General features: G+C 72.4%; 21 protein-coding genes. 8 read left to right on the plus strand and 13 right to left on the minus strand.

Going from position 1 to position 23799, the window contains the following annotated elements:
* Positions 1-16 precede the first annotated feature (16 nt).
* The 3 genes from AB0G16_RS14240 to AB0G16_RS14250 form a co-directional block, all read right to left on the minus strand.
* Positions 17-1402: a GH1 family beta-glucosidase gene (locus tag AB0G16_RS14240; RefSeq protein ID WP_362803983.1), complete on the minus strand. Its 1386-nt coding sequence runs from the start codon at positions 1400-1402 to the stop codon at positions 17-19.
* A 403-nt stretch (positions 1403-1805) separates the two neighbouring features.
* A complete protein-coding gene (locus AB0G16_RS14245; RefSeq protein ID WP_362803986.1) occupies positions 1806-3350 on the minus strand; it encodes an AMP-binding protein in 1545 nt (514 codons plus the stop codon).
* 145 nt (positions 3351-3495) lie between these two features.
* A complete protein-coding gene (locus AB0G16_RS14250; RefSeq protein WP_362803989.1) occupies positions 3496-4554 on the minus strand; it encodes an LLM class flavin-dependent oxidoreductase in 1059 nt (352 codons plus the stop codon).
* 147 nt (positions 4555-4701) lie between these two features.
* Between AB0G16_RS14250 and AB0G16_RS14255 the strand changes: the two genes are divergently transcribed.
* Positions 4702-5967: an alpha/beta fold hydrolase gene (locus AB0G16_RS14255; RefSeq protein WP_362803992.1), complete on the plus strand. Its 1266-nt coding sequence runs from the start codon at positions 4702-4704 to the stop codon at positions 5965-5967.
* A gap of 118 nt (positions 5968-6085) precedes the next feature.
* On the opposite strand, the gene AB0G16_RS14260 is transcribed toward AB0G16_RS14255, so the two are convergent.
* The 6 genes from AB0G16_RS14260 to AB0G16_RS14285 form a co-directional block, all read right to left on the minus strand.
* Positions 6086-7504 (minus strand): ATP-binding protein, encoded by a 1419-nt coding sequence (locus AB0G16_RS14260; RefSeq protein ID WP_362803995.1) that lies wholly within the window; start codon positions 7502-7504, stop codon positions 6086-6088.
* 44 nt (positions 7505-7548) lie between these two features.
* Positions 7549-9273, minus strand: coding sequence for an FAD-dependent oxidoreductase (locus tag AB0G16_RS14265; RefSeq protein ID WP_362803997.1), 1725 nt, complete (start codon positions 9271-9273; stop codon positions 7549-7551).
* Positions 9274-9354: 81 nt separating this feature from the next.
* On the minus strand, positions 9355-10374 hold the full coding sequence (locus AB0G16_RS14270) for a helix-turn-helix domain-containing protein (RefSeq protein ID WP_362804000.1): 1020 nt from the start codon (positions 10372-10374) through the stop codon (positions 9355-9357).
* 197 nt (positions 10375-10571) lie between these two features.
* The gene (locus tag AB0G16_RS14275) at positions 10572-11213 is read right to left on the minus strand and encodes a TetR/AcrR family transcriptional regulator (protein ID WP_362804003.1); all 642 of its coding nucleotides are present in this window, start codon (positions 11211-11213) and stop codon (positions 10572-10574) included.
* Positions 11214-11422: 209 nt separating this feature from the next.
* Positions 11423-12436, minus strand: a complete 1014-nt coding sequence (gene glnII, locus AB0G16_RS14280; RefSeq protein ID WP_362804005.1) for a glutamine synthetase — start codon at positions 12434-12436, stop codon at positions 11423-11425.
* A gap of 353 nt (positions 12437-12789) precedes the next feature.
* Positions 12790-13425, minus strand: coding sequence for a MerR family transcriptional regulator (locus AB0G16_RS14285; RefSeq protein ID WP_362804008.1), 636 nt, complete (start codon positions 13423-13425; stop codon positions 12790-12792).
* Between the two features lie 404 nt (positions 13426-13829).
* Here AB0G16_RS14285 and AB0G16_RS14290 point away from each other — a divergent pair, with 404 nt between their 5' ends.
* Positions 13830-14912, plus strand: a complete 1083-nt coding sequence (locus tag AB0G16_RS14290) for an acetyl-CoA acetyltransferase (protein ID WP_362804011.1) — start codon at positions 13830-13832, stop codon at positions 14910-14912.
* An 80-nt stretch (positions 14913-14992) separates the two neighbouring features.
* On the opposite strand, the gene AB0G16_RS14295 is transcribed toward AB0G16_RS14290, so the two are convergent.
* Entirely contained in the window at positions 14993-15415 is a 423-nt protein-coding gene (locus AB0G16_RS14295; protein ID WP_362804014.1) for a hypothetical protein, read from the minus strand.
* Positions 15416-15611: 196 nt separating this feature from the next.
* Here AB0G16_RS14295 and AB0G16_RS14300 point away from each other — a divergent pair, with 196 nt between their 5' ends.
* From AB0G16_RS14300 to AB0G16_RS14325, 6 genes are all read left to right on the plus strand, one after another.
* A complete protein-coding gene (locus tag AB0G16_RS14300; RefSeq protein ID WP_362804017.1) occupies positions 15612-16487 on the plus strand; it encodes a MurR/RpiR family transcriptional regulator in 876 nt (291 codons plus the stop codon).
* A 2-nt stretch (positions 16488-16489) separates the two neighbouring features.
* Positions 16490-17320: an SIS domain-containing protein gene (locus AB0G16_RS14305; protein WP_362804021.1), complete on the plus strand. Its 831-nt coding sequence runs from the start codon at positions 16490-16492 to the stop codon at positions 17318-17320.
* A 30-nt stretch (positions 17321-17350) separates the two neighbouring features.
* A complete protein-coding gene (gene ngcE, locus AB0G16_RS14310; RefSeq protein WP_362804023.1) occupies positions 17351-18769 on the plus strand; it encodes an N-acetylglucosamine/diacetylchitobiose ABC transporter substrate-binding protein in 1419 nt (472 codons plus the stop codon).
* Positions 18770-18815: 46 nt separating this feature from the next.
* Positions 18816-19718: a sugar ABC transporter permease gene (locus AB0G16_RS14315; protein ID WP_362804025.1), complete on the plus strand. Its 903-nt coding sequence runs from the start codon at positions 18816-18818 to the stop codon at positions 19716-19718.
* The gene (locus tag AB0G16_RS14320; RefSeq protein ID WP_362804027.1) at positions 19718-20629 is read left to right on the plus strand and encodes a carbohydrate ABC transporter permease; all 912 of its coding nucleotides are present in this window, start codon (positions 19718-19720) and stop codon (positions 20627-20629) included. The genes AB0G16_RS14315 and AB0G16_RS14320 overlap by 1 nt, the downstream gene beginning before the upstream one ends.
* 94 nt (positions 20630-20723) lie before the next feature.
* Complete coding sequence (locus tag AB0G16_RS14325; RefSeq protein ID WP_362804029.1) at positions 20724-21107, plus strand: VOC family protein; 384 nt, start codon at positions 20724-20726, stop codon at positions 21105-21107.
* Between the two features lie 45 nt (positions 21108-21152).
* Here the strand turns inward: AB0G16_RS14325 and AB0G16_RS14330 are convergent, their stop codons facing one another.
* From AB0G16_RS14330 to AB0G16_RS14340, 3 genes are all read right to left on the minus strand, one after another.
* On the minus strand, positions 21153-22121 hold the full coding sequence (locus AB0G16_RS14330) for a zinc-binding dehydrogenase (RefSeq protein ID WP_362804032.1): 969 nt from the start codon (positions 22119-22121) through the stop codon (positions 21153-21155).
* Positions 22122-22245: 124 nt separating this feature from the next.
* On the minus strand, positions 22246-22929 hold the full coding sequence (locus tag AB0G16_RS14335; protein WP_362804034.1) for a DNA alkylation repair protein: 684 nt from the start codon (positions 22927-22929) through the stop codon (positions 22246-22248).
* Between the two features lie 84 nt (positions 22930-23013).
* Positions 23014-23703, minus strand: coding sequence for a TetR/AcrR family transcriptional regulator (locus AB0G16_RS14340; RefSeq protein WP_362804037.1), 690 nt, complete (start codon positions 23701-23703; stop codon positions 23014-23016).
* Positions 23704-23799: the final 96 nt, after the last annotated feature.

The raw sequence follows: 23799 nt of genomic DNA on the forward strand, positions 1-23799 counted from the left end.
CCGGGGGGCCGGTGGCTCAGATCCCGTTCCTGCCGACGACCCCGCTGTACCACAGGGCGCTGTCCTTGAGGGTGCGCCGCTGGGTCCCGTAGTCGACGTGGATCAGCCCGAACCGTTTGTCGTAGCCGTACGCCCACTCGAAGTTGTCCAGGAGCGACCAGGCCAGGTAGCCGCGCAGGTCGGCTCCCTCGCCGATCGCCCGGTGGGCGGCGAGCAGGTGGGAGCGCAGGTAGTCGACGCGCTCGGGGTCGGCGACCCTCCCGTTCGCGGCGGAGTCGTGGTAGGCGGCCCCGTTCTCGGTGATCATCAGGGGGGTGGACGGGTAGTCGCGCGCCAGCCGCACCAGGAGCCGGCGCAGGCCGTCCGCCTCGACGGGCCACCCCATGGCGGTCACCGGCAGGTCGGGCTCGGGGTACTCGATGCCCTCGGTGCCCGGGAAGCGGTCGGAGGAGGGCGTGCCCACCCTGGCGGCGACGAGGGTCGGCGCGTAGTAGTTGACCCCCAGCAGGTCGATCGGGGCGGCGATGAGCGCCTCGTCGCCGTCGGCGACGTGCTCCAGGCCGGTGAAGCGGGCCATGTGCTCCAGCATGTCGGCGGGGTAGCGCCCCTTGAGGATCGGGTCGAGGAAGATCCGGTTGTGCAGGCCGTCGACCAGCGCGGCCGCGGCCACGTCGTGCCGGTCCTGCGGGTCACGGGGGGAGACCGGGGTGAGGTTGACCGTGACCGAGACCTCCCGGGCCCCGGCCGCCCTCAGCGCGCGGGCCGCCAGGCCGTGGCCGAGCAGCAGGTGGTGGGCGGCGCGGAAGGCCGCGCCCGGCTCGGTGCGGCCCGGTGCCTGGTCGCCGCTGGCGTAGCCGAGGAAGGCCGAGCACCAGGGCTCGTTCAGGGTGGTCCAGGTGCGGACCCGGTCGCCGAGCCGGTCGTGGACCGCCGTCGCGTACCCGGCGAAGTGGTGGGCGGTCTCCCGTGCGGTCCAGCCGCCCCGGTCCTCCAGCGCCTGCGGCAGGTCCCAGTGGTACAGCGTGGCCATCGGCTCGATGCCCGAGGCCAGCAGGGCGTCCACCAGGCGGTCGTAGAAGTCCAGCCCCCGCGGGTTCACCGGGCCCGTGCCGTCGGGCCTGATCCGCGGCCACGCGACCGAGAAGCGGTAGGTGTCGACGCCGAGCTCCCGCATGAGGGCCACGTCCTCGGCGTAGCGGTGGTAGTGGTCGCAGGCCACGTCGCCGGTCTGTCCCAGGTGCACCCGGCCGGAGGTCCGGGCGAAGGTGTCCCAGATGGAGGGCGCGCGGCCGTCCTCGTCGGCGGCGCCCTCGATCTGGTAGGACGCGGTGGCGACCCCCCAGCGGAAACCCGGCGGGAACAGGGCCAGGCCGGTGCCGGTCCGGTCGTCGGTCTGGGTCATCCCTTGCAGCTCCTTGCGTGGTCACACGGATGGATCGCCCACCGGGGTCACCGGGGACGGCGATCCGTGGCGGGGTCGCCCTGTGGCGGGGTCGCCGGGGTGGCGCCGGGACGGTGTTCTCCGCACGTCGCGCCACCCGTACGCCGCCGGTGGCGAGCTCGGAGGAAAGGGTGGCCCCCTAAAGTCGGCGCTTAATTCATATTGAAATTTAAGAGGCAAAACTAGGTCCGCGTCAAGGCGGCGTTATCGAGTCGTTCTCCCGTTCTCCCGGACTCCGGACTCCCGGACTCCCGGCCCCGGCCGGCACCGCGGCGGAAGCCGGCGGGGTGAGGGGGCGGGGTGAGGGGGCGGGGTGAGGGGGCGGGGTGAGGGGGCGGGGCGCATCCCGCGCCCCGCCCCGCTCTCAGCCGCCGGGGTAGCCGCCCCCGCCGTGGGCCGCGTCCAGGGCGTCGTAGTCCGGGGCGAAGCCCTTCCTGGGGATCTCCGTCACGAAGTCCACGTGACGGGGCTTCTTGTACGAGGCCACGACGCCCCGCACGTGCTCGACGAGCTCCTCGGCGGAGGCGGCGGCCCCTTCGGCGAGGACCACGACGGCCTTCACCGCCTGCCGCCACCGTTCGTCGGGGACGCCGATGACCGCGGCGTCGGCGACGGCCGGATGGCTCCTGAGCGCCCGCTCGACCTCGGCGGGGTAGATGTTCTCGTTGCCGGACTTGATCATGCGGAGCCGGGGGCCGATGAAGGTGATCGAGCCGTCGGCCTCGCGGCGGCCGAGGTCGCCGGTGTGGTGCCAGCCGCCGCGCGTCCTGGCCACGTTCAGCTCGGGCCTGTTGAAGTACCCGGAGAAGAGGGACTTGCCGCGGGCGCAGATCTCCCCCACCTCGCCGGCGGGTACCTCGCCGCCGTCGGGCGACAGGATCCGCACCTGGACCAGCGGCGACGGCCGCCCGGCGAGCCCGGCGGCACCCGGGGCCAGGCCGAGGTAGGTCAGCATGCCCGCGACCTCGGTCTGCCCGTAGCCGCCCATCCCCGACCGGCACCAGGGGGAGTCGTCCACGGTCGTCATGGCGTCCCACTCGGGTGAGTGGGAGACGAAGCGGAGCGAGCTCAGGTCGTACGCGCCGCCCTCGTTGGCCCTGACCACCTCGTCGATCATCTGCCCGAACAGGAAGGCCTGGGTGACCTTCTCCGCGTCGATCAGGCGGCAGACCTCCTTGGCGTCGAACGCCGGGACGAACACGTTCGTCCCGCCGATCTGCAGGGTGGCCAGGCAGAACATCATCGTGCCCACGTGGAAGAGCGGGCCGCTGTTGAGGAAGGTGAAGTCCGGCTCCATCCGCCGCACCACCAGCAGCGAGGTGCTGTGCGCGACCAGGGCCGCGCTGCTGAGCAGGGCGGCGTTCGGGCGCCCGTCGAAGGCCGCGGTGTAGAGCGCCAGCACCGGGGCCGCGTCGTCGGTGAAGCCGTCGGTGAAACCGTCCCCGGCGCCCGCGGGACCTTCGGGGGCGCCGGGACCTTCAGGGGCGCCGGGGGCGCCGGGGGCGTCCCGCAGGAACGCCTCGTAGGCCGCGCCCGCCCGGATCCAGTCCTCGCCGCTCAGCGGGGCGGCGGCCTCGGACTCCTCCCAGACGACCACCTTCGGCGCGAGGTCCTCCAGGACGAACGACAGCTCGGCGGTGGACTGCCGCCAGTTGGCCGGGCAGAAGATCGCGCCGAGCCGGGACGCGGCGAGCAGCAGCTCCAGCACGGCGTGGTCGTTGCGGCCCAGCCACAGCACGCGCTCACCGGCCGTCACGCCCCGGCCCGCCAGCGCGGCGGCCAGGCGGGTCACCCGCGCGTCCAGCTCGGGATAGGTCAGCCGCGTCTCGCCGTCCACCACGGCGGTCGCCAGGGGGCGGCCGCGGGCGTGCTCGGCGAGGACGTCGGAGAGGGTCAACTGGTGGATCATCGCGCCTCCTGCTGGGGGTGGCGTGCGGCCCGCGCCCTCCCGGCCGCCGGGTGAGCCCTCTCGCCCGGCGGGTGAGCCCTCCCGGCGGGCGGGCACGGCCTCCCCTCCGGCGGGCACGGCGACGGTACGGGCCGCACGGGACGGATCATCGGAAGGCCGGCATGACCTCGGCGGCGAAGAACCGCATGACCTTCGTCATCTCCTCCAGGGGCATCGGCCTGGTGCTGCCGAAGTCGCAGAGCAGGTGGGCGAAACCGGCGTCCCGCAGCAGCCGGATCTGGCCGATCACCCGCTCCGGGTCGCCGATGACCTCCAGCTGCTCCCAGCGGAAGTCGTTGGAGACCGAGCCGCCCCTGAGGTAGCGGTCCTGGTAGTACTCGAAGCCCTGGGCGGCCCTGCCGGTCCTGGGGTCGATCGGGGCGCTCCCGGCGTTGAAGATCCGGTTGCGGTCGAAGCCCGCCTCGAACGCGGCCTGGTCCTCGCGGGCCCGCTCCACGGTCTCGGCGACGTAGACGCTGCGCGCCACCACCAGCTCGTGCCCGGCCGCGTCGTGCCCGGCCCGCTCCGCGGTCTCGCGCCAGGTCTCGGCCGCCCTGACCACCTTGCGGAACGGCGCGGCCGGGTCCGCCAGGATCGGCAGGCCGCGCTCGGCGTACATGGTCACGGTCTCCGGCGACACGGCCGCCACGTGGATCGGCGGGAACGGGTCCTGGAGCGGCCGGGGGACGAGCTCGACCTCGGTGCCGGTGCGGTAGAACTTGCCCTCGTACCGGAAGGCCGGGTGCGTCCAGAGGCCCAGCACGACCTCCAGGGCCTCGTTGAACCGGTCCCTGGCCTCGGCCAGGTCGATGCCGAAGCCCTCGAACTCGAAGCTCTGGTAGCCGCGCCCGATGCCCAGGTCCAGCCGTCCGCCCGAGAGCACGTCCACCATGGCCGCCTCCTCGGCGACGTGGACCGGGTTGTGCAGCGGCAGCACGACGATGCCGGTGCCCAGCCGGAGCCGCTCGGTGCGCGCGGCCAGGTTGGCGAGCACGGTGAACAGGTTGGGGACCACGCCGTAGTCGCGGAAGTGGTGCTCGGCCAGCCGCACGCCGTGGAAGCCGAGCTCCTCGGCCAGCTCGGCGAGTCGCAGGTGGTAGTCGTAGACGTCTTTGAAGCTCTGGCCGTCGAACCGGTGGAAGAGGTGGAAGGTCGAGAACTTCATCGGCTGTCCCCTGCGGTCGTCTCCGGCTGTCCCGTTCCGCGGTCACCGATACGGCGGACCGCTTGAACCAAGCGCTCGCTTGGGAAGCGTATCAGTTCTCCGCCCGGGGGGAAGTCCCACCGGGCGGGCTCGGGTAGCTTTCCGTGGGTGACCGTCCTTCTGCCCGGTGTGGCACTCACCGACCACGTGTTCACCGTCCCCCTCGACCACGCCGACGCCGGCGCCGGCGCCGGGACGATCGAGGTCTTCGCCCGGGAGGCGGTGGACCCGGCCAGGAGGGGGGAGGACCTGCCGTGGCTGCTGTTCCTGCAGGGCGGCCCCGGCGGGAAGTCACCGCGCCCGGCCGCCGCCGACGGCTGGCTGGGACACGCGCTGAAGACCCACCGCGTCCTGCTGCTCGACCAGCGGGGGACCGGGCGCAGCACCCCGATCACCGCCAGGACGATCGGCGGCACCGACGCCGAGCTCGCCGCCCGCCTGAGGCACTTCCGGGCCGACGCGATCGTGGCCGACGCCGAGCTGATCCGCCGGGAGCTGTGCGGGGACCGGCCGTGGGACACCCTGGGCCAGAGCTACGGCGGCTTCATCACCCTGACCTACCTCTCGAAGGCCCCCGAGGGTCTGGGGACCTGTTACGTGACCGGGGGCCTGGCCGGCCTGGAGGCCACCGCCGAGGACGTCTACGCGCGCACCTACCCCCGGGTCCGCGACCGGGTGCGCCGCCACTTCGCCCGCTACCCGCTCGACTCGGGCAGGCTGGACGCGGTCGCCGCTCACCTGCGCGGCCACGAGGTGCGCCTGCCCGACGGGGACGTGCTGAGCGTGCGCCGCCTGCAGACCCTCGGCATGTGCCTGGGCATGAGCGACGGGCCGGAGTACCTGCACTGGGTGCTGGAGGAGGCCTGGTCCGGCGACCGGCTCTCCGACCTGTTCCTGTACGAGGTCATGATGGCCACCGGCTTCGTCGGCAACCCGCTCTACGCCGTCCTGCACGAGTCGATCTACGCCCAGGGGGCCGCCACCGGCTGGGCCGCGCACCGGCTGCTGCCCGAGGAGTTCCACCCCGACGCCGAGCCGACGCTCCCCACGGGGGAGATGATCTACCCCTGGATGTTCGACGAGATCGCCGCGCTCCGTCCCTTCAAGGGGGCCGCCGAGATCCTGGCGGCGACCTCGGACTGGCCCGCCCTCTACGACCCGGCTCGCCTGGCGGCCAACACCGTCCCGGTGGTCGCCGCCGTCTACTACGACGACATGTACGTCGACGAGGGCCTGTCGGTCCGCACCGCGCGCGCGGTGGGCAACGTGCGCACCTGGGTGACCAACGAGCTGGAGCACGACGGCGTCCGCGTCTCCGGCGCCCACGTCCTGTCCCGCCTGATGGACGTCGCCCGGGGCGTCCACGGCTCCTGAACCGCCCGTCCCCGGCCGGTCCGGCCTTCGCCGGTCCGCTCCCGAGCCGCCCGCTCCCGGGTGGTCCGGCTCTCGACCGGTCCGTCCCGGCCCGGCCCCCGGGGCGGGACGGACCGGATCAGGTGGCGAGGGTCTCGGTGACGGGCAGGCGTACCTGGAAGCGGGTGTCCCCGGGTTCCGACTCCACCCGCAGGTCGCCGCCGTGGCGGCCCGCGACGATGCGGAAGGAGATGTCCAGGCCGAGTCCGGTGCCCTCGCCGACCGCCTTCGTGGTGAAGAACGGCTCGAAGATCCGGTCCCGCAGCCCCTCGGGCACGCCGGGCCCGGTGTCGCAGATCTCGACCAGCGCGATCGTCTCGTGCTCCAGCCGGGTGCGGACGGTCAGCACCCCGCTTCCGGCCATCGCGTCGATCGCGTTGTGGATCAGGTTGGCCCACACCTGGTTGAGCTCCCCGGCGTAGGCCGGGACGGGCGGCAGGGCGGGGTCGTAGTCGGTGGCGACGCTGATCCCCGGCGGGATCTTGCCGCGGAACATGGTCAGGGTGCTGTCCAGCAGCTCCCGCAGGTCGACCGTCTGGTACGGCGCCCGGTCCATCTGGGAGTACTGCTTGGCCGAGGCGAGCAGCGAGGAGATCCTCTCGGTCGCGTCGGTCACCTCGTTCAGCATCTGGGCGATCTCGGTGGCCTCCGACAGCCAGTGCATCGCCGCGTCCAGGTGCCGCTCGCCGATCATCTCGCGGACCTTGGCCAGCTTGCCGCCCTCGAACCCGGCCGCGATCAGCGCGGGCGAGATCTCCCAGGCGTCCTGCACCCCGGCCTCCTCCAGGGCGTCGGACAGCTCGTCCTCGGCGTCGGAGACCTCCAGGGGCGAGCGGGGCGCCGCCTGGGCGATCCCGGCGGTGCACGCCTCCTGCAGGTCCACCAGGGCGCGCAGCCGCTCCGGCTCGATGCCCTCCTCCGCCAGCGCGGCCAGCCGCCGCCGCGAGGAGCGCACCTTCGTGCGCAGGTCGTCCACGGCCCGCACGGCCGCCGCGGCCGGGTTGTTGAGCTCGTGGGTGAGCCCGGCGGTGATCGTGCCCAGGGCGGTCAGCCGCTGCCGCCGGTCGACGAACTCCCGCTGGGCCAGCCCGCCCAGGCGGGCCCCGTCCAGCAGGTGGACCGCCATCGGGAACCACTCGCCCATGGCCAGGCCGAACTCCCTGGCCGGGAGCTCGAACATCCGCGTCGGCTTGGTGGCGCGCAGCGAGTGGCCGTAGGCCGCCGGGGCGCGGTCGACCAGGTAGGCGGCGACGGCCCCGGCGTAGACGCCGGGCTGCGAGGTCGGGGTCATGCTGGCCGGGCCCGCCTGGGTGTCGGTGGACATCACCACCTCGCCCTCGACGAGCACGACGAAGCAGTCGGCCGGTTCCCCCTGCGCGACGATCGTCTCGCCCGCGCCGTACTCCCGCTCGGTCCCGTGCTCGGCCAGCCACCTGAGCTGGTCCTCGGACAGTCCCTCGAACAGGAACAGCCCGCGGAGCACGTCGGTGTCGATCATCCCGCCTCCTTCGTGGGTGCCGCGAGGGACCTCGTCCGGGGCGGTCACGTCTTCTCCAGGTAGCGGTGGACGAGGGCGACGGCCATCGCGCCCTCGCCCACCGCCGAGGCGACCCGCTTGATCGAGTCGGCCCGGACGTCGCCGGCGGCGAACACCCCCGGCACGTTCGTCTCCAGGTGGTACGGCTCGCGCCGGAGCGGCCAGTTGCGCGGCCGGCTCTCGCCGGCGGTCAGGTCGGGGCCGGTCAGGATGAACCCCCTGCCGTCGCGCTCGACGGTCTCGCCCAGCCAGTCGGTGAGCGGCTCGGCGCCGATGAAGACGAACAGCCACTCGGCGTCGGCCGTGCGCTCCCCGGCGGCGTCCTTGAGCGTGATCCGCTCCAGGTGGCCGTCCCCCTCGGCGCCCACCACCTCGGTGCCGAGGTGCACCTCGATGTTCGGGATCTGCGCGATCTGCTCGATCAGGTAGTGCGACATGGTCCTCTCCAGGCCGTCGCCCCTGACGATCAGGTGGACCTTGGCGGCGTACCCCGACAGGTAGACCGCGCCCTGGCCGGCCGAGTTGGCGGCGCCGACGATGTAGACCTCGCGGTCCCGGCACTCGGGCGCCTCGGTCATGGCGGCGCCGTAGTAGCAGCCGGAGCCGATGAAGTCGTCCAGGCCGGGGGTGCCGAGCCGCCGGTAGGAGACGCCGGTGGCGAGGATGACGGTGTGCGCGGCGATCGTGCCGCCGTCGTCGAAGCCCACCACCCGGGCCTGGCCCTTGACCTCCAGGCTGGTGACCGTGCGGGCGCTGAGCAGCTCGGCGCCGAACTTCAGCGCCTGGCGCCTGGCCCGGTCGGCGAGCTGGGAGCCGGAGACGCCGTCGGGGAAGCCCAGGTAGTTCTCGATCCTGGAGCTCTGCCCGGCCTGCCCGCCGGAGGCGTGCTGCTCGACCATCACCGTGCGCAGCCCCTCGGAGGCGCCGTAGACCGCCGCGCCCAGCCCGCCGGGGCCGCCGCCGATCACGATCAGGTCGTAGAAGTCGGTGGCCGGGGCGGTGGACAGTCCCACGGCCTGGGCCAGCTCCGCGGGCGCCGGGGCGACGAGCGTGGTGCCGTCGGCGGTGACGACCAGCGGCAGCCTCGCCGGGACCGTCCCGCCCGTCGCCGTGCCCGTCGCCGTGCCCGTCGCCGTGTCCGCCGGCCCGGCGGCCGGCCCGCCCGCGGCGCCGGCCGCCGCGAGCAGCTCGGCGCCCTCGGCGGAGTCGGCCAGCATCCAGCGGTAGGGCACCTGGTTGCGCGCCAGGAAGTCCCTGACCTCGTACGAGGGGGCCGACCAGCGCGCGCCCACCACCCGCAGCTCGTCGGACTCGCGCCGGTCCGTGCGCTGCCAGGCCTCCAGCTGGGCGTCCAGCACCGGGTAGAACTTCTCCTCGGGCGGGTCCCACGGCTTGAGCAGGTAGTGGTCCAGGTCGACCACGTTGATCGCCTGGATCGCGGCCTCGGTGTCGGCGTAGGCGGTCAGCAGCACGCGGCGGGCGTAGGGGTACAGGTCCATGGCCTGTTCCAGGAACTCCACGCCGTTCATCTGGGGCATCCGGTAATCGGCGAGGATCGCCGCGACGTCGTCGCCGCGCAGCCGCAGCTCCCGCACGCTCGCGATGCCGTCGGCCGCGCTGTCGGCCCGGACCACCCGGTAGGCGTGGCCGTAGCGTCGGCGCAGGTCACGGGCGACCGACCGGGACACCCCGGGATCGTCGTCGACCGTCACGATGACCGGCTTCTCCATGTCCTGCCTTCCCCCGAGACGGAAAAATCACTGTGGGAACACCCTCTAAGAAGGATGTCACACGGGTGTTAAAGCACGTTTTTATTCGACATTGGATGGATCGTCCGCGTCGGAACGCTCCGCCGAGCGCGCGCCGGGCTCCTGGGAGCGGGCGCCCCGCTCCTGGGGCCGTGTGCCCGGTTCCTGGGGGCGGGAGCCGGGCTCGTGGGAACGTCCGCCCGGGCGGACGGGCATCCCGGCGGCGCGCAGCAGGGCGGCGGGGCGGTCGTGGTCGGCCAGCAGGCTCCGCAGCTCGGCGTCGCCGGCCCAGAGCTCGTCCATGATCTCGTGGCCGACCCGTTCGGCGATGATCTGCAGGGCGATGTCCTGCCTGACGTAGTCCACCGCCATCGTGACCACGGCCGGGTCCTCGGTGTAGACGCCCCACGCGGAGCCCTGGGTGAACCCGCCCACCACGGTCTCCCGCCGGTCGCCGGTGACGACCAGCAGGCGGCGGTCCGGGTCGGGCCGTCCCCTGGTCCGGCCGCCGCGCCCCTCGGCGGAGGCGTCGCGGGCGGGGAAGCGGTGCTCGTACAGGTGTCCGACCACGCCGCGCGCGGGTCCGAAGTGCATCACCGAGGTCGTGACCCCGCGCTCGACCGCGCGCTCGACCAGCGGGGACAGCAGCGCCATCTCCTCCGGCCAGATCGACAGGAACAGGTCGGCGCGTGCTCCGGCCACCACGTCCTCGGCCCGCGCCAGCACCGCTCCGGCGTCCTTGAGGCTGTGGATCAGGTGCGCCCTGGGCGGTGCCACGATCGCCGGGAGCGAGACCTCCAGCGCCTCGATCGAGTCGTCGAACTCCCGGCGCATCCGCTGCAGCAGCGAGCGCGGCGGCAGCGGCAGGTAGTCGGTGGCGTCGTCCGAGCCGCGCAGCTCGTAGGCGGCGCCCTTGGCCACCAGCTTGCCCAGCGTCTCGTAGACGGTGCTGCGGGGCACGCCGGAACGCTTGGCCACCTCGTAGCCGTTCAGAGGCTGCCCCGCACCCACCAGGGTGACGTATGCCTTCGCCTCATAGCCCGACATGCCCAAACGCTGTAATTGCTCCACTACGTCCCGCATCGCAGTTATGGTACGGCGCGAGCCACCTGTTTAGCGCTGTCCTAAAGCACCTGTTTCGTGGAATTTTCGTCACTCGTAACCGCTTTAGGCTCTGGAGCTGCGGCGGAGCCGGACGTGATCTAGAAAGTTCAACTACTCGCGTTTGTTTTGGTCTGACCGCTAAGCGCCGGACGGGCCCCCGGGGCCGGACGGGCCCCTCAAGCGCCGGACGAGCCCTCGCCGGGCCCTCGGGCGGGCTCCGCGGGCGCCCGTTCCGGCCTCAGGGCCGCGACGGCGAACGAGGCGAGGGTGTCGGCGTAGGCGTGGGTGAGCGGGGCCGTCCGCAGCATCCAGCGGTGGTAGATCGGCCCGTACAGCAGCTCGACGGCCACGTCCAGGTCGGCGTCCTCGGCCACCTGGCCCGCCCGTCGGGCGCCGCGCAGCCGGTCCTTGGTCGCCTCCAGGTGCGGCCCCAGGATCCGTGAGGTGATCTCGGCGGTCATCGCCGGGTTCTGCAGCGCCTCCACGTTGAGCGCGCGGCTCATCGCCTCCAGGCGGGGATCGTTGTACTCGTCGACGATGGCCCGCAGCACCTGCCGCAGATCGGCCCCGAGATCGCCGGTGTCGGGCAGCGCCAGGTCCTGCGTGCCGCCCTGCCCGGCGGAGAGCACGGCCTCGACGAAGACGGCGCCCTTGGACGGCCACCAGCGGTAGATCGTCTGCTTGCCCACCCCCGCCCGGGCGGCGATCGCCTCTATCGTCAGGCTGGTGTATCCGGACTCGGCGACCAGGTCGAAGGCGGCACCCAGGATGGCCTGGCGGGACTGCTCGCTGCGGCGGGCCGGGTTAGGTGTCTTCACGACCCGAATGTACCAAGAGGTGAGGCGAAACGTCTCGTCTTGCCGGGCGAGGCCGGGCAAGGGGCGGGCGAGCTCCGGGGTGGGAGCCGCCGGCCTTCGGGAAGGGGCGGCGGGTTCCGGGAAGGGCCTTCGGGTGGCGGGAACGCCCGAAGGCCGCGGAACGCCCCCGGCAGGACGGTTCCGCGGCCTCGGTTCAGGGCCCGGTCCGGTCAGACCTGGCCGGCCTTCTCCAGAGCGGAGCAGCAGGTGTTCACGATCAGGCGGGTGACCAGGTACGGGTCGACGTTGGCGTTCGGACGCCGGTCCTCGATGTAGCCCTTCTTCTCCACCTCGACCTGCCACGGGATGCGGACCGAGGCGCCGCGGTCGGAGACGCCGTAGCTGAACTCGTTCCACGGGGCGGTCTCGTGCAGGCCGGTGAGGCGGTCCTCGATGCCGACGCCGTAGTGCTTGACGTGCTCCAGGGCGTTGGTGCTGAGGGCCTCGCAGGCGGTGATGATCGGGTCGTAGCCCTCGCGCATCGCCTTGGTGGAGAAGTTGGTGTGCGCGCCCGCGCCGTTCCAGTCGCCCTTCACCGGCTTGGCGTCCAGGGTGGCGGCGATGTTGAAGTCCTCGGCGGTGCGGTAGAGCAGCCAGCGGGCGATCCACATGTGGTCGGAGACGTCCAGGGGGCCGGCCGGGCCGATCTGGAACTCCCACTGGCCGGGCATGACCTCGGCGTTGATGCCGGAGATGGCCAGGCCGGCCTGGATGCAGTAGTCGAGGTGCTTCTCGACGATCTCGCGGCCGAAGACCTCGTCGGCGCCGACGCCGCAGTAGTAGCCACCCTGCGGGGCGGGGAAGCCGCCGAGCGGGAAGCCGAGCGGGCGGCCCTCCTTGAAGAAGGTGTACTCCTGCTCGATGCCGAACCACGACTCCTGGTCGGCATACTTCTCCGCGACCTCGGCCAGGGCCGCACGGGTGTTGCTCTCGTGCGGGGTCATGTCGGTGTTGAGGACCTCGCACAGCACGAGCACGTCCGCACCGCCGCGGATCGGGTCCGGGCAGGTGAACACGGGCTTGAGCACGCGGTCGGAGGAGGAACCGTCGGCCTGGTTCGTGCTGGACCCGTCGAAGCCCCAGATCGGGAGCTCGGCGCCGTCCGCCAGCACCCTGGTCTTCGAGCGGAGCTTGGCGGTCGGCTTGGTGCCGTCGATCCAGATGTATTCAGCCTTGAAGGTCATCGGCGAGGTCCTTGAGGATGGAGGGATCTGCTGCCCTCAAAGATTCGCAAGGCGCGATTTCGCAACTGTTGCCCGTGTGTGAACAGAATGTTACCCGGTGCCGTTTGGGCAGGCAGGGGCGGTGCGGAAAGTTCGCACCGGCCGTTCTCACGGCTGTGAGCTGCCCTTTTCCGTACGCGAAGCGTCGCGGGAGACGCTCGTCACCCGGCCGGGCCGGTGCCGGTCCGCGCCCGGCCGCGTCCGTTTCGTCCCGCGTTTGTCCCGTCGGAGCTCACCCGCATCCGTCCGTTCCTGTCCGTTCCTGTTTGTATCTGCCCGTGTGTGTCCGTGTCTGTTCGTGCCGGTCGGGGGGCTCAGCTGTCGCCGAAGACGCGGGCGGAGACCGACTCGTGGGCCAGGCGCCGCATGACGTCCAGCACCCTGCCGTACAGGACGGTGCCGAGGACCAGGGCCTCGACGGCGGCCTCCCGGGGACCCCCGACCGGGATGGCGTCCATCTCGTGGCGGGTCACCAGGTCCAGGGCGGTGTCGGCGTAGGGGCGCAGCGCCTCGACGTCGGCGGGCATGCCCAGCAGGGTGAGGGTGAGAAGGACCTGGGCCAGCTCCTCCCTGGTCGGGGCGGTGGGGTTGATCTCCCAGCCCAGCTCCTGGATCACGGCGTCGACCCCGGCGCGGGCCTCGGCCCACTCCTGCTCGGAGGCGTGCGGCTCGACCGGGGGGGCGATGGCGTACTGCGCGGTGCCGAGCACGTGGTGCAGGCTCAGGGCCCTGTCGTCGACGGCGTCGATGACCTTGCGGATGGACGCGATCGGCAGCCGCCCGACCTCCAGCAGGGCACGGATCAGCCGGAGCCGCCGCAGGTGGTCCTCGCCGTAGCGCGCCCTGGTGGCCGAGGTCTGCTCACCCGCGGGGAGCAGGCCCTCGCGCAGGTAGTACTTGATCGTCGGGATGGCCACGCCCGATGCGGCGCTGAGTTCCGATATCCGCATTGTTGGATAGTACAGGTAGCCAATGGGTGACGCCTCTTCCCTCTTGACCGAGCAAGCGCTTGCCTAAGAGGAGTGGGCGCGTTACCGTACGGGCGGGCGCGTCACCGCGACGGGCGGGCGGACACCCGTTCGTGTCCGCGACGCCCGGCGGTCCACGGACGTCGCCCGCCGGAACGGATCGCGCCCCGTCCCGGCGGGCGACTCGGACGGGTGGAGCCGGACAGGTGGAGCCGGAGGTCACGTCCACGGTCACGGACGGTCACATCCACGTCCACGGGCGTCCACGGCTGCGGGCGCCCACGGCCACGGCCGCGGAGCGCTGTGGGGCGGGACGCCCGCGGAGCCGGGCGGCACGGGCGGGCACGACCGGGAGCGCGACGACGGGGGGCCGGATGAGGGACCGGATGAGGGACAGGGCGGCCGTCACCGGCGTCGGGATGACGGCCCTGACGCGGCGGTCCGGCAGGACCGAACTGGACCTCGCCGTCGAGGCGTGCCGCGCCGCCCTGGCCGACGCCCGCGTGGAGACCGGGGAGATCGACGCCGTCCTCAGCTACCACATGAACGACTCGGCCCCCGTGGTGCGGGTGGCGGGCGCGCTGGGCCTGGAGAGGCTCGGATGGCACAACGACATCTCGGGGGGCGGCACCCAGGCGGCCTCCATCCTGGGTGACGCGGCGATGCTCGTCGCCTGCGGCGTCGCCCGGAACGTGCTCGTCTACCGGGCGATGAACGGCCGCTCGGGAAAGCGGATGAACGCCGCCTCCACCGGCCCGCGGGAGCGCCTCACCGCCGCGTACGGCATGGCGGGCCCGATCCCGATGTTCGCCCTGGCGGCGCAGCGCTACCTGCACGAGACCGGCCTGGGGGAGGAGCACCTGCACGCGGTCGTCGACCAGTCGCGCCGGAACGCCGCCGCCAACCCGCGTGCCCTGCGGCGTGATCCGCTCCCGCTGGAGGAGTACCTGGACAGGCCGTACGTCTGCTCGCCGCTGCGGACCGTCGACTGCTGCCAGGAGACCGACGGCGCCTGCGCGCTGGTGGTCCGCGACGCGCGGTGCGCGCCGGACGAGCCGCGCGTCCGTGCCGTGGTCAGGGGCGGCGGGCCCGGCTGCTCGTCCATGGACCGCTCGCCCGACGTCACCGCGATCTTCTCGGCCCATGTCGCGGCACCGCTCTGGGAGGCGTCCGGCATGGGGCCCGGCGACGTGGACGTCGCGCTGCTCTACGACGCCTACTCCTGGCTGGTGCCCCGGCAACTGGAGGACTTCGGCCTGGCCCGCCGGGGCGAGCTGGGCGAGTTCCTGCTGGCCCGCCGCCACGCCGGGGTCAACCCGCACGGAGGCCTGCTGTCGGAGGGGTACGTGCACGGCCTGAACAATGTGGCCCAGGCCGTACGGGAGCTGCGGTCCGGCCGCCGGACCGCGCTGGTCACCGGATTCGGCGGCAGCTACGGCAGCGCGGCCCTGCTGGTCCGTCCGGGCTGAGCCGCCCGGGCCGAGCCGCCCGGGTCGCCGGGGCCGGTCCGTCGGGCGGTGCTCAGCCGGGCCGGTCCGTCGGGCGGTGCTCAGCCGGGTTCGCCCCAGCCGTCCTCCCGGGCCTTGATGAGCTCGGCCTCCATCTCCTCCAGGTCCCGCATGAACCCCGCGAACCCCCGCGGGCCCAGGCGGCGCCAGACGAGCAGCTGCAGGGAGAGCGCCTCGTCGTCCAGCTCCGTCCTCCCCGCCGGCGCGGACCCCTCCTTCGCCGGGAGCCCCCGGACCGGCTCGGGCTTCTCGCGGCGCGGCGCCGGCACCTCCCGTATGCGCCGGGCGGCGGCCTGGAGCTCCTCGACGGTCAGGCGGGCGCCGTACTCGCGCTCCGCCGGCCGCGGGTGGGCCTCGTTGCGCGGCCCCTTCTCCCGGGCGCGCCTGGCGCGCCGGGCGGCCAGCTCGTCATGGACGTGCGTACCGGGAACCGGGTGCGGCGCGTCGGCCGGACGTCGAGTCATCGTGGGTTCGCCTCCGTCAGGCGGCTCCTCGTCTGGAACCTCTGTAGGAACGACGCCCAAGGCGCGGCAAAGGTTGTCGGCCCTTCTTCCCGAAAGCCGCGGCGCAGGGCCGCCGAGCCGCTTTCGTGCACCGATCGCTCTTGACGCGCCACCGATGTGAGAATAATTTTCATCCAATTGATCGATGGTGAAAGGAATGCCTGTGGCCGCAGGTGCGCTCGGACGCATCCGGACCGAGACCCCGGCGCTGCCCGAGGCGCTGCGCCGGGTGGGGGAGGCGATCCTGGCCGATCCCGCGGCGGCGGCCCGCTCCACGATCATCACGCTGGCCGAGCTGAGCGGCAGCTCGCCCGCCACCGTCACCCGCTTCTGCCGGGTGTTCGGCTTCGCCGGGTACGCGGGGCTGCGGGTCGCGCTGGCCACCGAGACCGGCCGGGCCGCGCAGGCCAACTGGGACATGGGGGTGGGCCACGAGATCGGCCCCACCGATCCGCTCGACGCGGCGATCGAGGTGATGGCCGCCGCCGACTCCCGGCTCATCCAGGAGACCGCGGCGCAGCTCGACGCGGGCACCGTCGCCAAGGTCGCCGAGGCCGTCGCCCTGGCCCGGCGCGTCCTCATCCTCGGCGTCTCCACCAGCGGCGCGGTGGCCGGAATGGCGGGCGGGCGGCTGCGCCGCATCCGGATCCCCTGCTGGAGCCACGCCGACGCGCACGAGGCGCTCGCCGACGCCGCGCTGCTCGGTGAGGGCGACGTCGCGATCGGCATCTCCCACCAGGGCCGTACCCGCGAGGTGCTGGAGTCCCTCGCCGAGGCGGGCGACAGGGGCGCGCTGACCGTGGCGGTCACCTCCTTCGCCCGTTCCCCGCTGGCGGAGCTGGCCGATCTGGTGCTGACCACGGCCAGCCGCGAGACCACCTTCCGGCTGGGCGGCCTGGCCGCCGTCCACTCCCAGCTCTTCGTCCTCGACGCGGTCTACGTCGCGGTCGCGCAGCGCACGTACGAGCAGACCAACGAGGCCTTCGAGCTGACGATCCGGGCCCTGGAGAGCCATCGCGTCGAGAGGAACTGATCATGAACGGCGGAGCGGAGACCGGAGCGGACACCGGGGCGGACATCGGGGCGGACACCGGGGCGGGCACAGGAGTGGACATCGGGGCCGCCGCGTACGTGGACGAGGTGAAGGCCGTCGTCGACGAGGTCTCCCGGACCCAGGCGGCCGCGGTGGGGCGGGCGGCCGCGCTGATGGTCGCCTCCCTGCTCGACGACGGCGTGATCCAGGCCTTCGGCTCGGGGCACTCCGAGGCGATCGCCATGGAGATCGCCGGGCGGGCGGGCGGCCTGGTCCCCAGCAACCGCCTGGCCCTGCGCGACGTCGTCCTGTACGGCGGGGCCCCGGTCGCCACCCTGCTCGGGCCGGCCGGCGAGCTGGAGCGCGACCCGTCGGTCGCCCGGCGGATCTACGAGCTGGCGCCGGTCCGGCCCCAGGACGTGTTCGTGCTGATCTCCAGCTCCGGGGTGAACGGCTCGGTGGTCGAGCTGGCCTCGATCGTCAAGGAGCGCGGGCACGGCCTGATCGCCCTGACCTCGGTGCGGCACAGCACCACGATGACCTCCCGCCACCCCTCCGGCCGCAGGCTGCTCGACCTCGCCGACGTCGTGCTCGACAACGGCGCCCCCTACGGCGACGCCGTCCTGCCGTTGCCGGGCGGCGGCACGTTCGGGGCGGTCTCCACGATCACCTCGGCACTGCTGGCCCAGATGGTCGTGGCCGAGGTGGTGCGCGGCCTGATCGCGGCGGGCCGGACCCCGCCGATCTACCGCTCCGCCAACGTGACCGGAGGCGACGAGCACAACCGCCTCCTCGAGAACCGCTACGCCGGACGGATCCGGCGAGGTGCCTGACCATCGCCTTCCACTCCCAGGAGGTAACTGATGACCCGGTTGTCCAGGCGCGAACTCCTGCGCTGCGCGGCCCTGGCCGGTCTCGCCCTGCCGGCCCTGCCGGCCCTGTCGGCGTGCGCCACCCCCGCCGGGAACGGCGGCGCCGCCTCATCGGCCCCCGCCGTCGGGGCCACCAGCGCGACCAACCCGCTCGGCTTCGCCGAGAACAGGCCCCTGGAGATCTGGATCTTCGACGGCGGTTTCGGCGACGCCTACGCCAAGGACGTCCACGAGCGGATCCTCAGGACCAGGCACCCGAAGCTGGAGATCAGGCACAACGCGACCAAGGAGATCGCCAAGACCCTCCAGCCGCGCTTCGCCGGGGGGAACCCGCCGGAGTTCGTCAACAACTCCGGCGCAGGCGCCATGGACTTCGGCGCCCTGGTCCAGGACGGCCAGCTCGCCGACCTCACGCCCCTGTTGGACGCGGCGAGCTGGGACGACCCCGCCGTGAAGGTACGCGACACCATCGACCCCGCCGCCGTCGAACTGGGCAGCTACGACGGCAAGCCGTACGTCCTCAACTACGCCAACACCGTCTGGGGCATCTGGTACTCGCGCAAACTCTTCGAGGCCGAGGGCTGGCAGGTGCCCAGGACCTGGGCCGACTTCCTGGCCCTGTGCGAGACCATCAAGAAGTCGGGGAGGACGGCGCCCTTCACCTACGCGGGCAAACACCCGTTCTACATCTACGAGGCCATCCTCACGCTCGCCGCGAAGATCGGCGGCAAGGACGTGCTCAAGAACATCGACAACCTCCAGGAGGGCGCCTGGAAGGCCGAGCCGGTCACGCGGGCCGCCGGGGCGTTCGCCGAGCTCGGGGCGAAGTACCTGCTCCAGGGCACCGCCGGGCTCGACCACGTGCAGACCCAGACCGCCCAGAACAAGGGGCAGGTCGCGATGCTGCCCTGCGGCTCCTGGCTGGAGAACGAGCAGAAGGACTCCACACCGGCCGACTTCGACTACGCCATGTTCCCGCTGCCCGACTTCGGCTCCTCCGACGCCCTGCCGTACGGCACCCTGCACGCCCAGCCGGGCGAGGAGTACGTCGTCCCGGCGAAGTCGGCCAACCCCCGCGCGGGCCTGGAGTACATGCGCGCCATGCTCTCCAAGGAGGGCGCGGGAGAGTTCATGGAGCTGGTCTCCACGCTCACCGTCGTCAAGGGCGCCGGCGAGGGCCGCGCGCTCAAGCCGGGCCTGAAGAGCGCCTCGGCCGCGCTGACCGCCGCGGGCGACAACGCCGTCTGGTTCCTGTTCCGCAAGTGGTACGCCGAGCTGCACGACGAGGTGGCCGCGGCCTCGGGGCAGCTCATGTCGGGCAAGCTGTCCGTCGCCGAGTGGGCGGACCGCGCGCAGCGGAAGGCCGACGCGCTCAAGGCGGACTCCTCGGTCAAGAAGTTCACCCGGTGACGCCGGGCACCCGGTGGCGCGTCGGCCCCGCGGGGCGGGACCGGTCGTGAACCACGGCAGGACACGGTTCGTCGCCGGTTTCCTCGCGGTCCCGGTGGCGCTGTACCTGATCTACGTGATCGCGCCCTACGCGCAGGCCTTCTCCATCGCGCTGACCGACTGGCGCGGGGTCAACGCGAGCCCCCGGTTCGTGGGCCTGGAGAACTTCCGGCGGCTCTGGGACGACGACGTGTTCTGGAGGGCGGTCGGGCACAACCTGGTCCTGCTGGTCCTGCTGCCGGTCCTCACGATCGGGATCGCCCTGTTCTTCGCCTTCCTCCTCAACGCGGGCGGGCGGGGCGGCACCGAGGGCGTGTGGGGGTCGAGGTTCTACCGGGTGGTGTTCTTCTTCCCCCAGGTGCTGGCCGTCGCCGTGGTCGCCGTGCTGTTCCAGCAGGTGTTCCGGCCCGACCGCAGCGGCATGCTCAACGCGCCGCTCATCGCGCTCGGGTTCGAGCCGATCGGGTTCCTGTCCAGCACCGACGTGGCGTTCTGGTCGATCCTCGCCGTGCTCGTCTGGCAGGCCGTCGGCTTCTACGTCGTGCTGTTCTCCGCGGGCATCGCCTCCATCCCGAGGGAGCTGTTCGAGGCGGCGGCGATCGACGGCGCCGGGGGAGCCCGGCTGTTCCTTCGGGTCACGCTGCCGCTGCTCTGGGACACCGTCCAGGTCGGCTGGGTCTACCTCGGCATCGCCGCCCTCGACGTCTTCGCCGTCGTGTGGGTGATGACGGCCGAGCACGGCGGGCCCGACCACTCCACCACCGTGATGGCGGCGGAGATCTACCGCACCGCCTTCCAGTACTTCAAGTTCGGCTACGCCTCGGCGATGGGCGTGGTGCTGTTCTTCTTCACCATCGGGTTCGCGATCCTGGCCCTGCGCCTGTCGCGGCGTGAGCGGATCGAGTTCTGATGGCGGACGCCGTGATCCCCCGGAGCCGGGCGTACGCCCGCGAGGAGCGCCGCAGGCGCCTGGGCCCGCTGTCTGCGCTGACGCACGTCGCGCTCCTGGTCTGGACCGTCCTGGTGGTCGTGCCCATCGTGTGGACGTTCCTTGCGTCGGTGAAGAGCGAGGACGAGATCTTCGGGGACGCCTGGTCGCTTCCGGCCACGCTCCGCCTGGACAACTGGGCCCGCGCCTGGGAGCAGGCGCACATCGGCCAGTACATGGTCAACAGCATCGTGGTGGTGGCCTTCGGCACGTTCGGCACGATGCTGTTCGGGTCGATGGCCGCGTACGTGCTCGCCCGTTACCGCTTCCGCGGCAACCGGGCCGTGTACCTGCTGTTCGTCTCCGGCCTGGCCTTCCCGGTCTACCTGGCACTGACCCCGCTGTTCTTCGTGGTGCAGAACATGGGGGCGATCCCGGTCGTCGGCCCCTACATCGGGCTGAACACGCACGGCGGGCTGGTGCTGGTCTACATCGCCTACTCGCTGCCCTTCACGGTCTTCTTCCTCGCCGCGTTCTTCAGGACGCTGCCCGGCGCGGTGGCCGAGGCGGCCTTCGTGGACGGTGCCTCGCACACCCGGGTGTTCTTCCAGGTCATGCTGCCGATGGCCAGGCCGGGCATCGTCAGCGTGACCGTCTTCAACGTGCTGGGCCAGTGGAACCAGTACCAGCTCCCCCTGGTGCTGCTCACCTCCGACCGGGAGAAGTGGGTGCTCACTCAGGGCATCGCCGACATCTCCACGGCGGCCGGCTACGACGCCGACTGGTCGGCCCTGTTCGCCGCGCTGAGCATGGCCATCCTGCCGATGCTGATCGTCTACACGCTCTTCCAGAGCCAGATCCAGAAGGGCCTCACCGCGGGCGCGCTCAAGTAACGCCGCCCGGTGCCTGGCGGTGGGGGCGCGGGTCCATGAGCGGACGGCACGGGTCCGTACGGGGCGGCGCGGGGGCGCCGCTATCGTGTGGCGCATGCACCGCACCCGCCTTTACGCCGTCATCGTCGACGCCCCCAGGGAGGAGGCGTCACAGGCAGCCGAGTTCTGGGCCGCCGCGCTCGGGTCCACGCCCCGGCCGGTGCCGGACGAGCCGCAGTTCACCGACCTGCCGGAGGCGATCCCCGGCCTGGCCGTGGCGGTGCAGGCGGTCGACGACACGGCCCGCTACCACCTCGACATCGAGACCGACGACGTGGACGCCGAGACCGGACGGCTGCTGGCGCTCGGCGCGACCGAGGTCGCCCGCTGGCTGGAGTGCCGCATCCTGCGGGCGCCCGGCGGCCACCTGCTGTGCGTCGTCCCCGTGCACAGCGATCCCGAGTTCTTCGCCGCGCACGCCCGCACGATAACGCCGTGACCCTCGCGATGACGCCGTGACCCCCGCGACCCCGTGCCGGGGTTCTCAGACGAGGAGCAGTGACTTGCCGACCGTGCGGCGTTCGGCGAGGGAGACGTGCGCGTCCCTCGCCCGCTCCAGCGGGTAGGTCGCGCCGATGTGCGGCCGGATCCTTCCCTCGGCGGCCAGCGTGAGCGCCTGCGAGAGCAGCTCCCGCACCAGGAGCGGGTCGGGCGGTCCCGCCGCCAGCACGTCGGTCACCCGCACCCGCCGCTCCTCCGCCGACAGCGGGTCGATCTCGGCGAACCCGCCGCCGGCGGTGCCGTAGGTGAGGAACCTGCCGCCGTCGGCCACCGTGCCGAACGTCGCCGCGCCGAGCTCGCCGCCCGCGCCGTCGAAGGCGAGGCCGACCCCGGCGCCCCCGGTCGCCTCGCGTACCCGCTCCTCCCAGCCCGCCGACGAGTAGTCGACCGTCACCTCCGCCCCCAGCTCCCGGGCCAGCGCCAGCTTGCGCTCGCCCCGGGCCGCCGCGACGACCCGGGCGCCGGCGTCGCGCGCGAGCTGCACCAGCAGCGAGCCGGCCCCACCGGCGGCGGAGGTCACCAGCACCCACTCGTCCCTCTCGATCCCCGCCGTACGGGCGAGGTTCAGCGCGGTGACGCCGTCGTGCAGCACGGCCGCCGCCTCGGCGGAACCGAGGGCGTCGGGCACCACCGTCACCTCCTCCACGCCGGCGACGATCCGCTCGGCGTAACCGGTGGAGGTGCCGGCGACCACGCGCCGCCCGGCCCAGCCGGGATCCACGCCCTCGCCGACCGAGAGCACCCGCCCGGCACCGCCGTGGCCGGGCACGTACGGAAGCGTCCGGGGGAAGAAGTCCTGCCCCCAGCCTCCGCGCAGCAGCGTGTCGAGGTAGATGACGTCGGCGGCCTCCAGCGCCACCACGACCTGCCCCGGGCCGGCGACCGGCTCGGGCACCTCCACCGGCAGCAGTACCTCGGGGCCGCCGAACTCCCGTACCTGAATCGCGCGCATCGTGACCGGCCTTCCCCTCGTGATCGATCTCCTGCGCGCAGTCTCGGCCTTCAACCTATGTTGAGGTCAAGCCGGGCCGGCCGATCCGGAGGGACCTCCCGGCGGGGACCGGGAGACCCGGCGGTCAGCGGGCCGGGAGGTTCTTGAGGGCCTCGCGGCGGCTCAGGCCGCTGATGCCGGTGTGGTCCACGTACCGGACGACCTCGCCGGGGTTGGTCCTGGCGTACTCGCGCAGGGCCCAGCCGATCGCCTTGCGGGCGAAGAAGTCGTTGTCCGACAGGCTCGGCTCGATGCAGGCGTACAGCAGGCCCGTGTCGGTGGCGGCCTTGAAGCGGTTCTGGCAGAGGATCGCGGTGCGGCGCTTCCACAGGTCGGCGCCGCGGGCCCAGCGGAGCATGAGCGGGCGCATGGTGTCGGGGAAGGCGGCGAGCAGCCCGCCGATCCGGCGGATGGCGAGGTCGTCGACGTAGTCCCACCAGGCTCCGGTGACGATCATCTCCTCGTACATCGGCAGCGTGTCGGTGGTCTGGAAGGCCCGGTAGAGGCGGAAGCCGGTCAGCTCGATCGCCGCGTAGCGCTCCTCGCGGTACTCCGCCCCCCGCCACAGTGCCAGCGTCGCCTCCTGCCAGGCGTACGCCGCATCGACCGGGTACTCGGCGAAGACCCGCCTCAGCGCGGCGCGGCGGGGGGCGGCCTGCACGCCGAGGAAGGGCATCTCCGACTTCATGTAGGCCTGCATGACCGGAGCCTTGGAGGCGTCGGCCACGTCGGTGAGCGCCGTGCGCACGGCCTTCTGCAGAATCTCCACGCTCGCACACCACTTCTCGTTCGCTTCGCGGACGCTTGATTCTCACAGGCCGTGCCGGTCGCCGCGCCGGGTTCGTTCAGGCGGTCACGTCTTCTGGCTGCTGCGCTCGCCGGTCGCCAGGCCGTCGAACAGGACGGTGATGTAGTGCTCGGCCAGCCCCGCGGTGTTGAGGCGGCCTCCGGGGCGGAACCAGCGCACCGCCACCCAGATGGTGTCGCGGATCATGCGGTAGGTGAGCTTGGGATCGACGTCGGCGCGGAACAGCCCGGCGGCCTGGCCGAGCTTGATCTGCTCCACCCACATCCGCTCGACCTCGTCCTCGGCCCTGACCAGGTAGTCGAAGCGGTCGCCGGGGAGGGAGCGCAGGTAGTTCCAGTCGTTCTGCATGACGGTGATCGCGGCCCGGTGCGGCTCCAGGGTGCTGAACCCGATGCGCACCATCTCTGAGAGAATCGTCCGCGAGTCGCCCCCGGCCTCCAGGGCTGCGCGGTAGCGGCCCACGAGATCGTCGAGGAAGGTGGTCAGCACCTCGTCGACGATCGTCTCCTTGGAGTCGAAGTGGTGGTAGAGGCTTCCGGAGAGGATGCCCGCCTCCTTGGCGATCTCCCGGACGCTGGTCGCCTGGAAGCCCTTGCGGGCGAAGAGCTCGGCGGCGAGCTTGACGAGATGGTCGCGGCGCTCCGACGCGGAGCCGGACGTGGCCGCGCGCTTGGTCGCGCCCTGGCGTTTGACCGGGGTCGTGGTCGCGCCGCCGGAGTTCTTTCGCGTGTTCACACCCCTCATTATGGGCCCTTGCGCAATCGCTTGTTCACTTGAACGCGCCAGCTCATCCCGGCTCCTCGTCGAAACCAAGCGCTTGCTACAATCCTT

This window comes from Streptosporangium sp. NPDC023615 (assembly GCF_040640155.1).
Lineage (GTDB): Bacteria > Actinomycetota > Actinomycetes > Streptosporangiales > Streptosporangiaceae > Streptosporangium.

Bases quoted from the DNA above. Each gene is read 5' to 3' on its own strand.
- AB0G16_RS14240 (WP_362803983.1), bottom strand. From the start codon at position 1,402: ATGACCCAGACCGACGACCGGACCGGCACCGGCCTGGCCCTGTTCCCG.
- AB0G16_RS14245 (WP_362803986.1), bottom strand. From the start codon at position 3,350: ATGATCCACCAGTTGACCCTCTCCGACGTCCTCGCCGAGCACGCCCGC.
- AB0G16_RS14250 (WP_362803989.1), bottom strand. From the start codon at position 4,554: ATGAAGTTCTCGACCTTCCACCTCTTCCACCGGTTCGACGGCCAGAGC.
- AB0G16_RS14260 (WP_362803995.1), bottom strand. From the start codon at position 7,504: ATGATCGACACCGACGTGCTCCGCGGGCTGTTCCTGTTCGAGGGACTG.
- AB0G16_RS14265 (WP_362803997.1), bottom strand. From the start codon at position 9,273: ATGGAGAAGCCGGTCATCGTGACGGTCGACGACGATCCCGGGGTGTCC.
- AB0G16_RS14270 (WP_362804000.1), bottom strand. From the start codon at position 10,374: ATGCGGGACGTAGTGGAGCAATTACAGCGTTTGGGCATGTCGGGCTAT.
- glnII (WP_362804005.1), bottom strand. From the start codon at position 12,436: ATGACCTTCAAGGCTGAATACATCTGGATCGACGGCACCAAGCCGACC.
- AB0G16_RS14285 (WP_362804008.1), bottom strand. From the start codon at position 13,425: ATGCGGATATCGGAACTCAGCGCCGCATCGGGCGTGGCCATCCCGACG.
- AB0G16_RS14290 (WP_362804011.1), top strand. From the start codon at position 13,830: ATGAGGGACAGGGCGGCCGTCACCGGCGTCGGGATGACGGCCCTGACG.
- AB0G16_RS14295 (WP_362804014.1), bottom strand. From the start codon at position 15,415: ATGACTCGACGTCCGGCCGACGCGCCGCACCCGGTTCCCGGTACGCAC.
- AB0G16_RS14300 (WP_362804017.1), top strand. From the start codon at position 15,612: ATGCCTGTGGCCGCAGGTGCGCTCGGACGCATCCGGACCGAGACCCCG.
- AB0G16_RS14305 (WP_362804021.1), top strand. From the start codon at position 16,490: ATGAACGGCGGAGCGGAGACCGGAGCGGACACCGGGGCGGACATCGGG.
- ngcE (WP_362804023.1), top strand. From the start codon at position 17,351: ATGACCCGGTTGTCCAGGCGCGAACTCCTGCGCTGCGCGGCCCTGGCC.
- AB0G16_RS14320 (WP_362804027.1), top strand. From the start codon at position 19,718: ATGGCGGACGCCGTGATCCCCCGGAGCCGGGCGTACGCCCGCGAGGAG.
- AB0G16_RS14325 (WP_362804029.1), top strand. From the start codon at position 20,724: ATGCACCGCACCCGCCTTTACGCCGTCATCGTCGACGCCCCCAGGGAG.
- AB0G16_RS14330 (WP_362804032.1), bottom strand. From the start codon at position 22,121: ATGCGCGCGATTCAGGTACGGGAGTTCGGCGGCCCCGAGGTACTGCTG.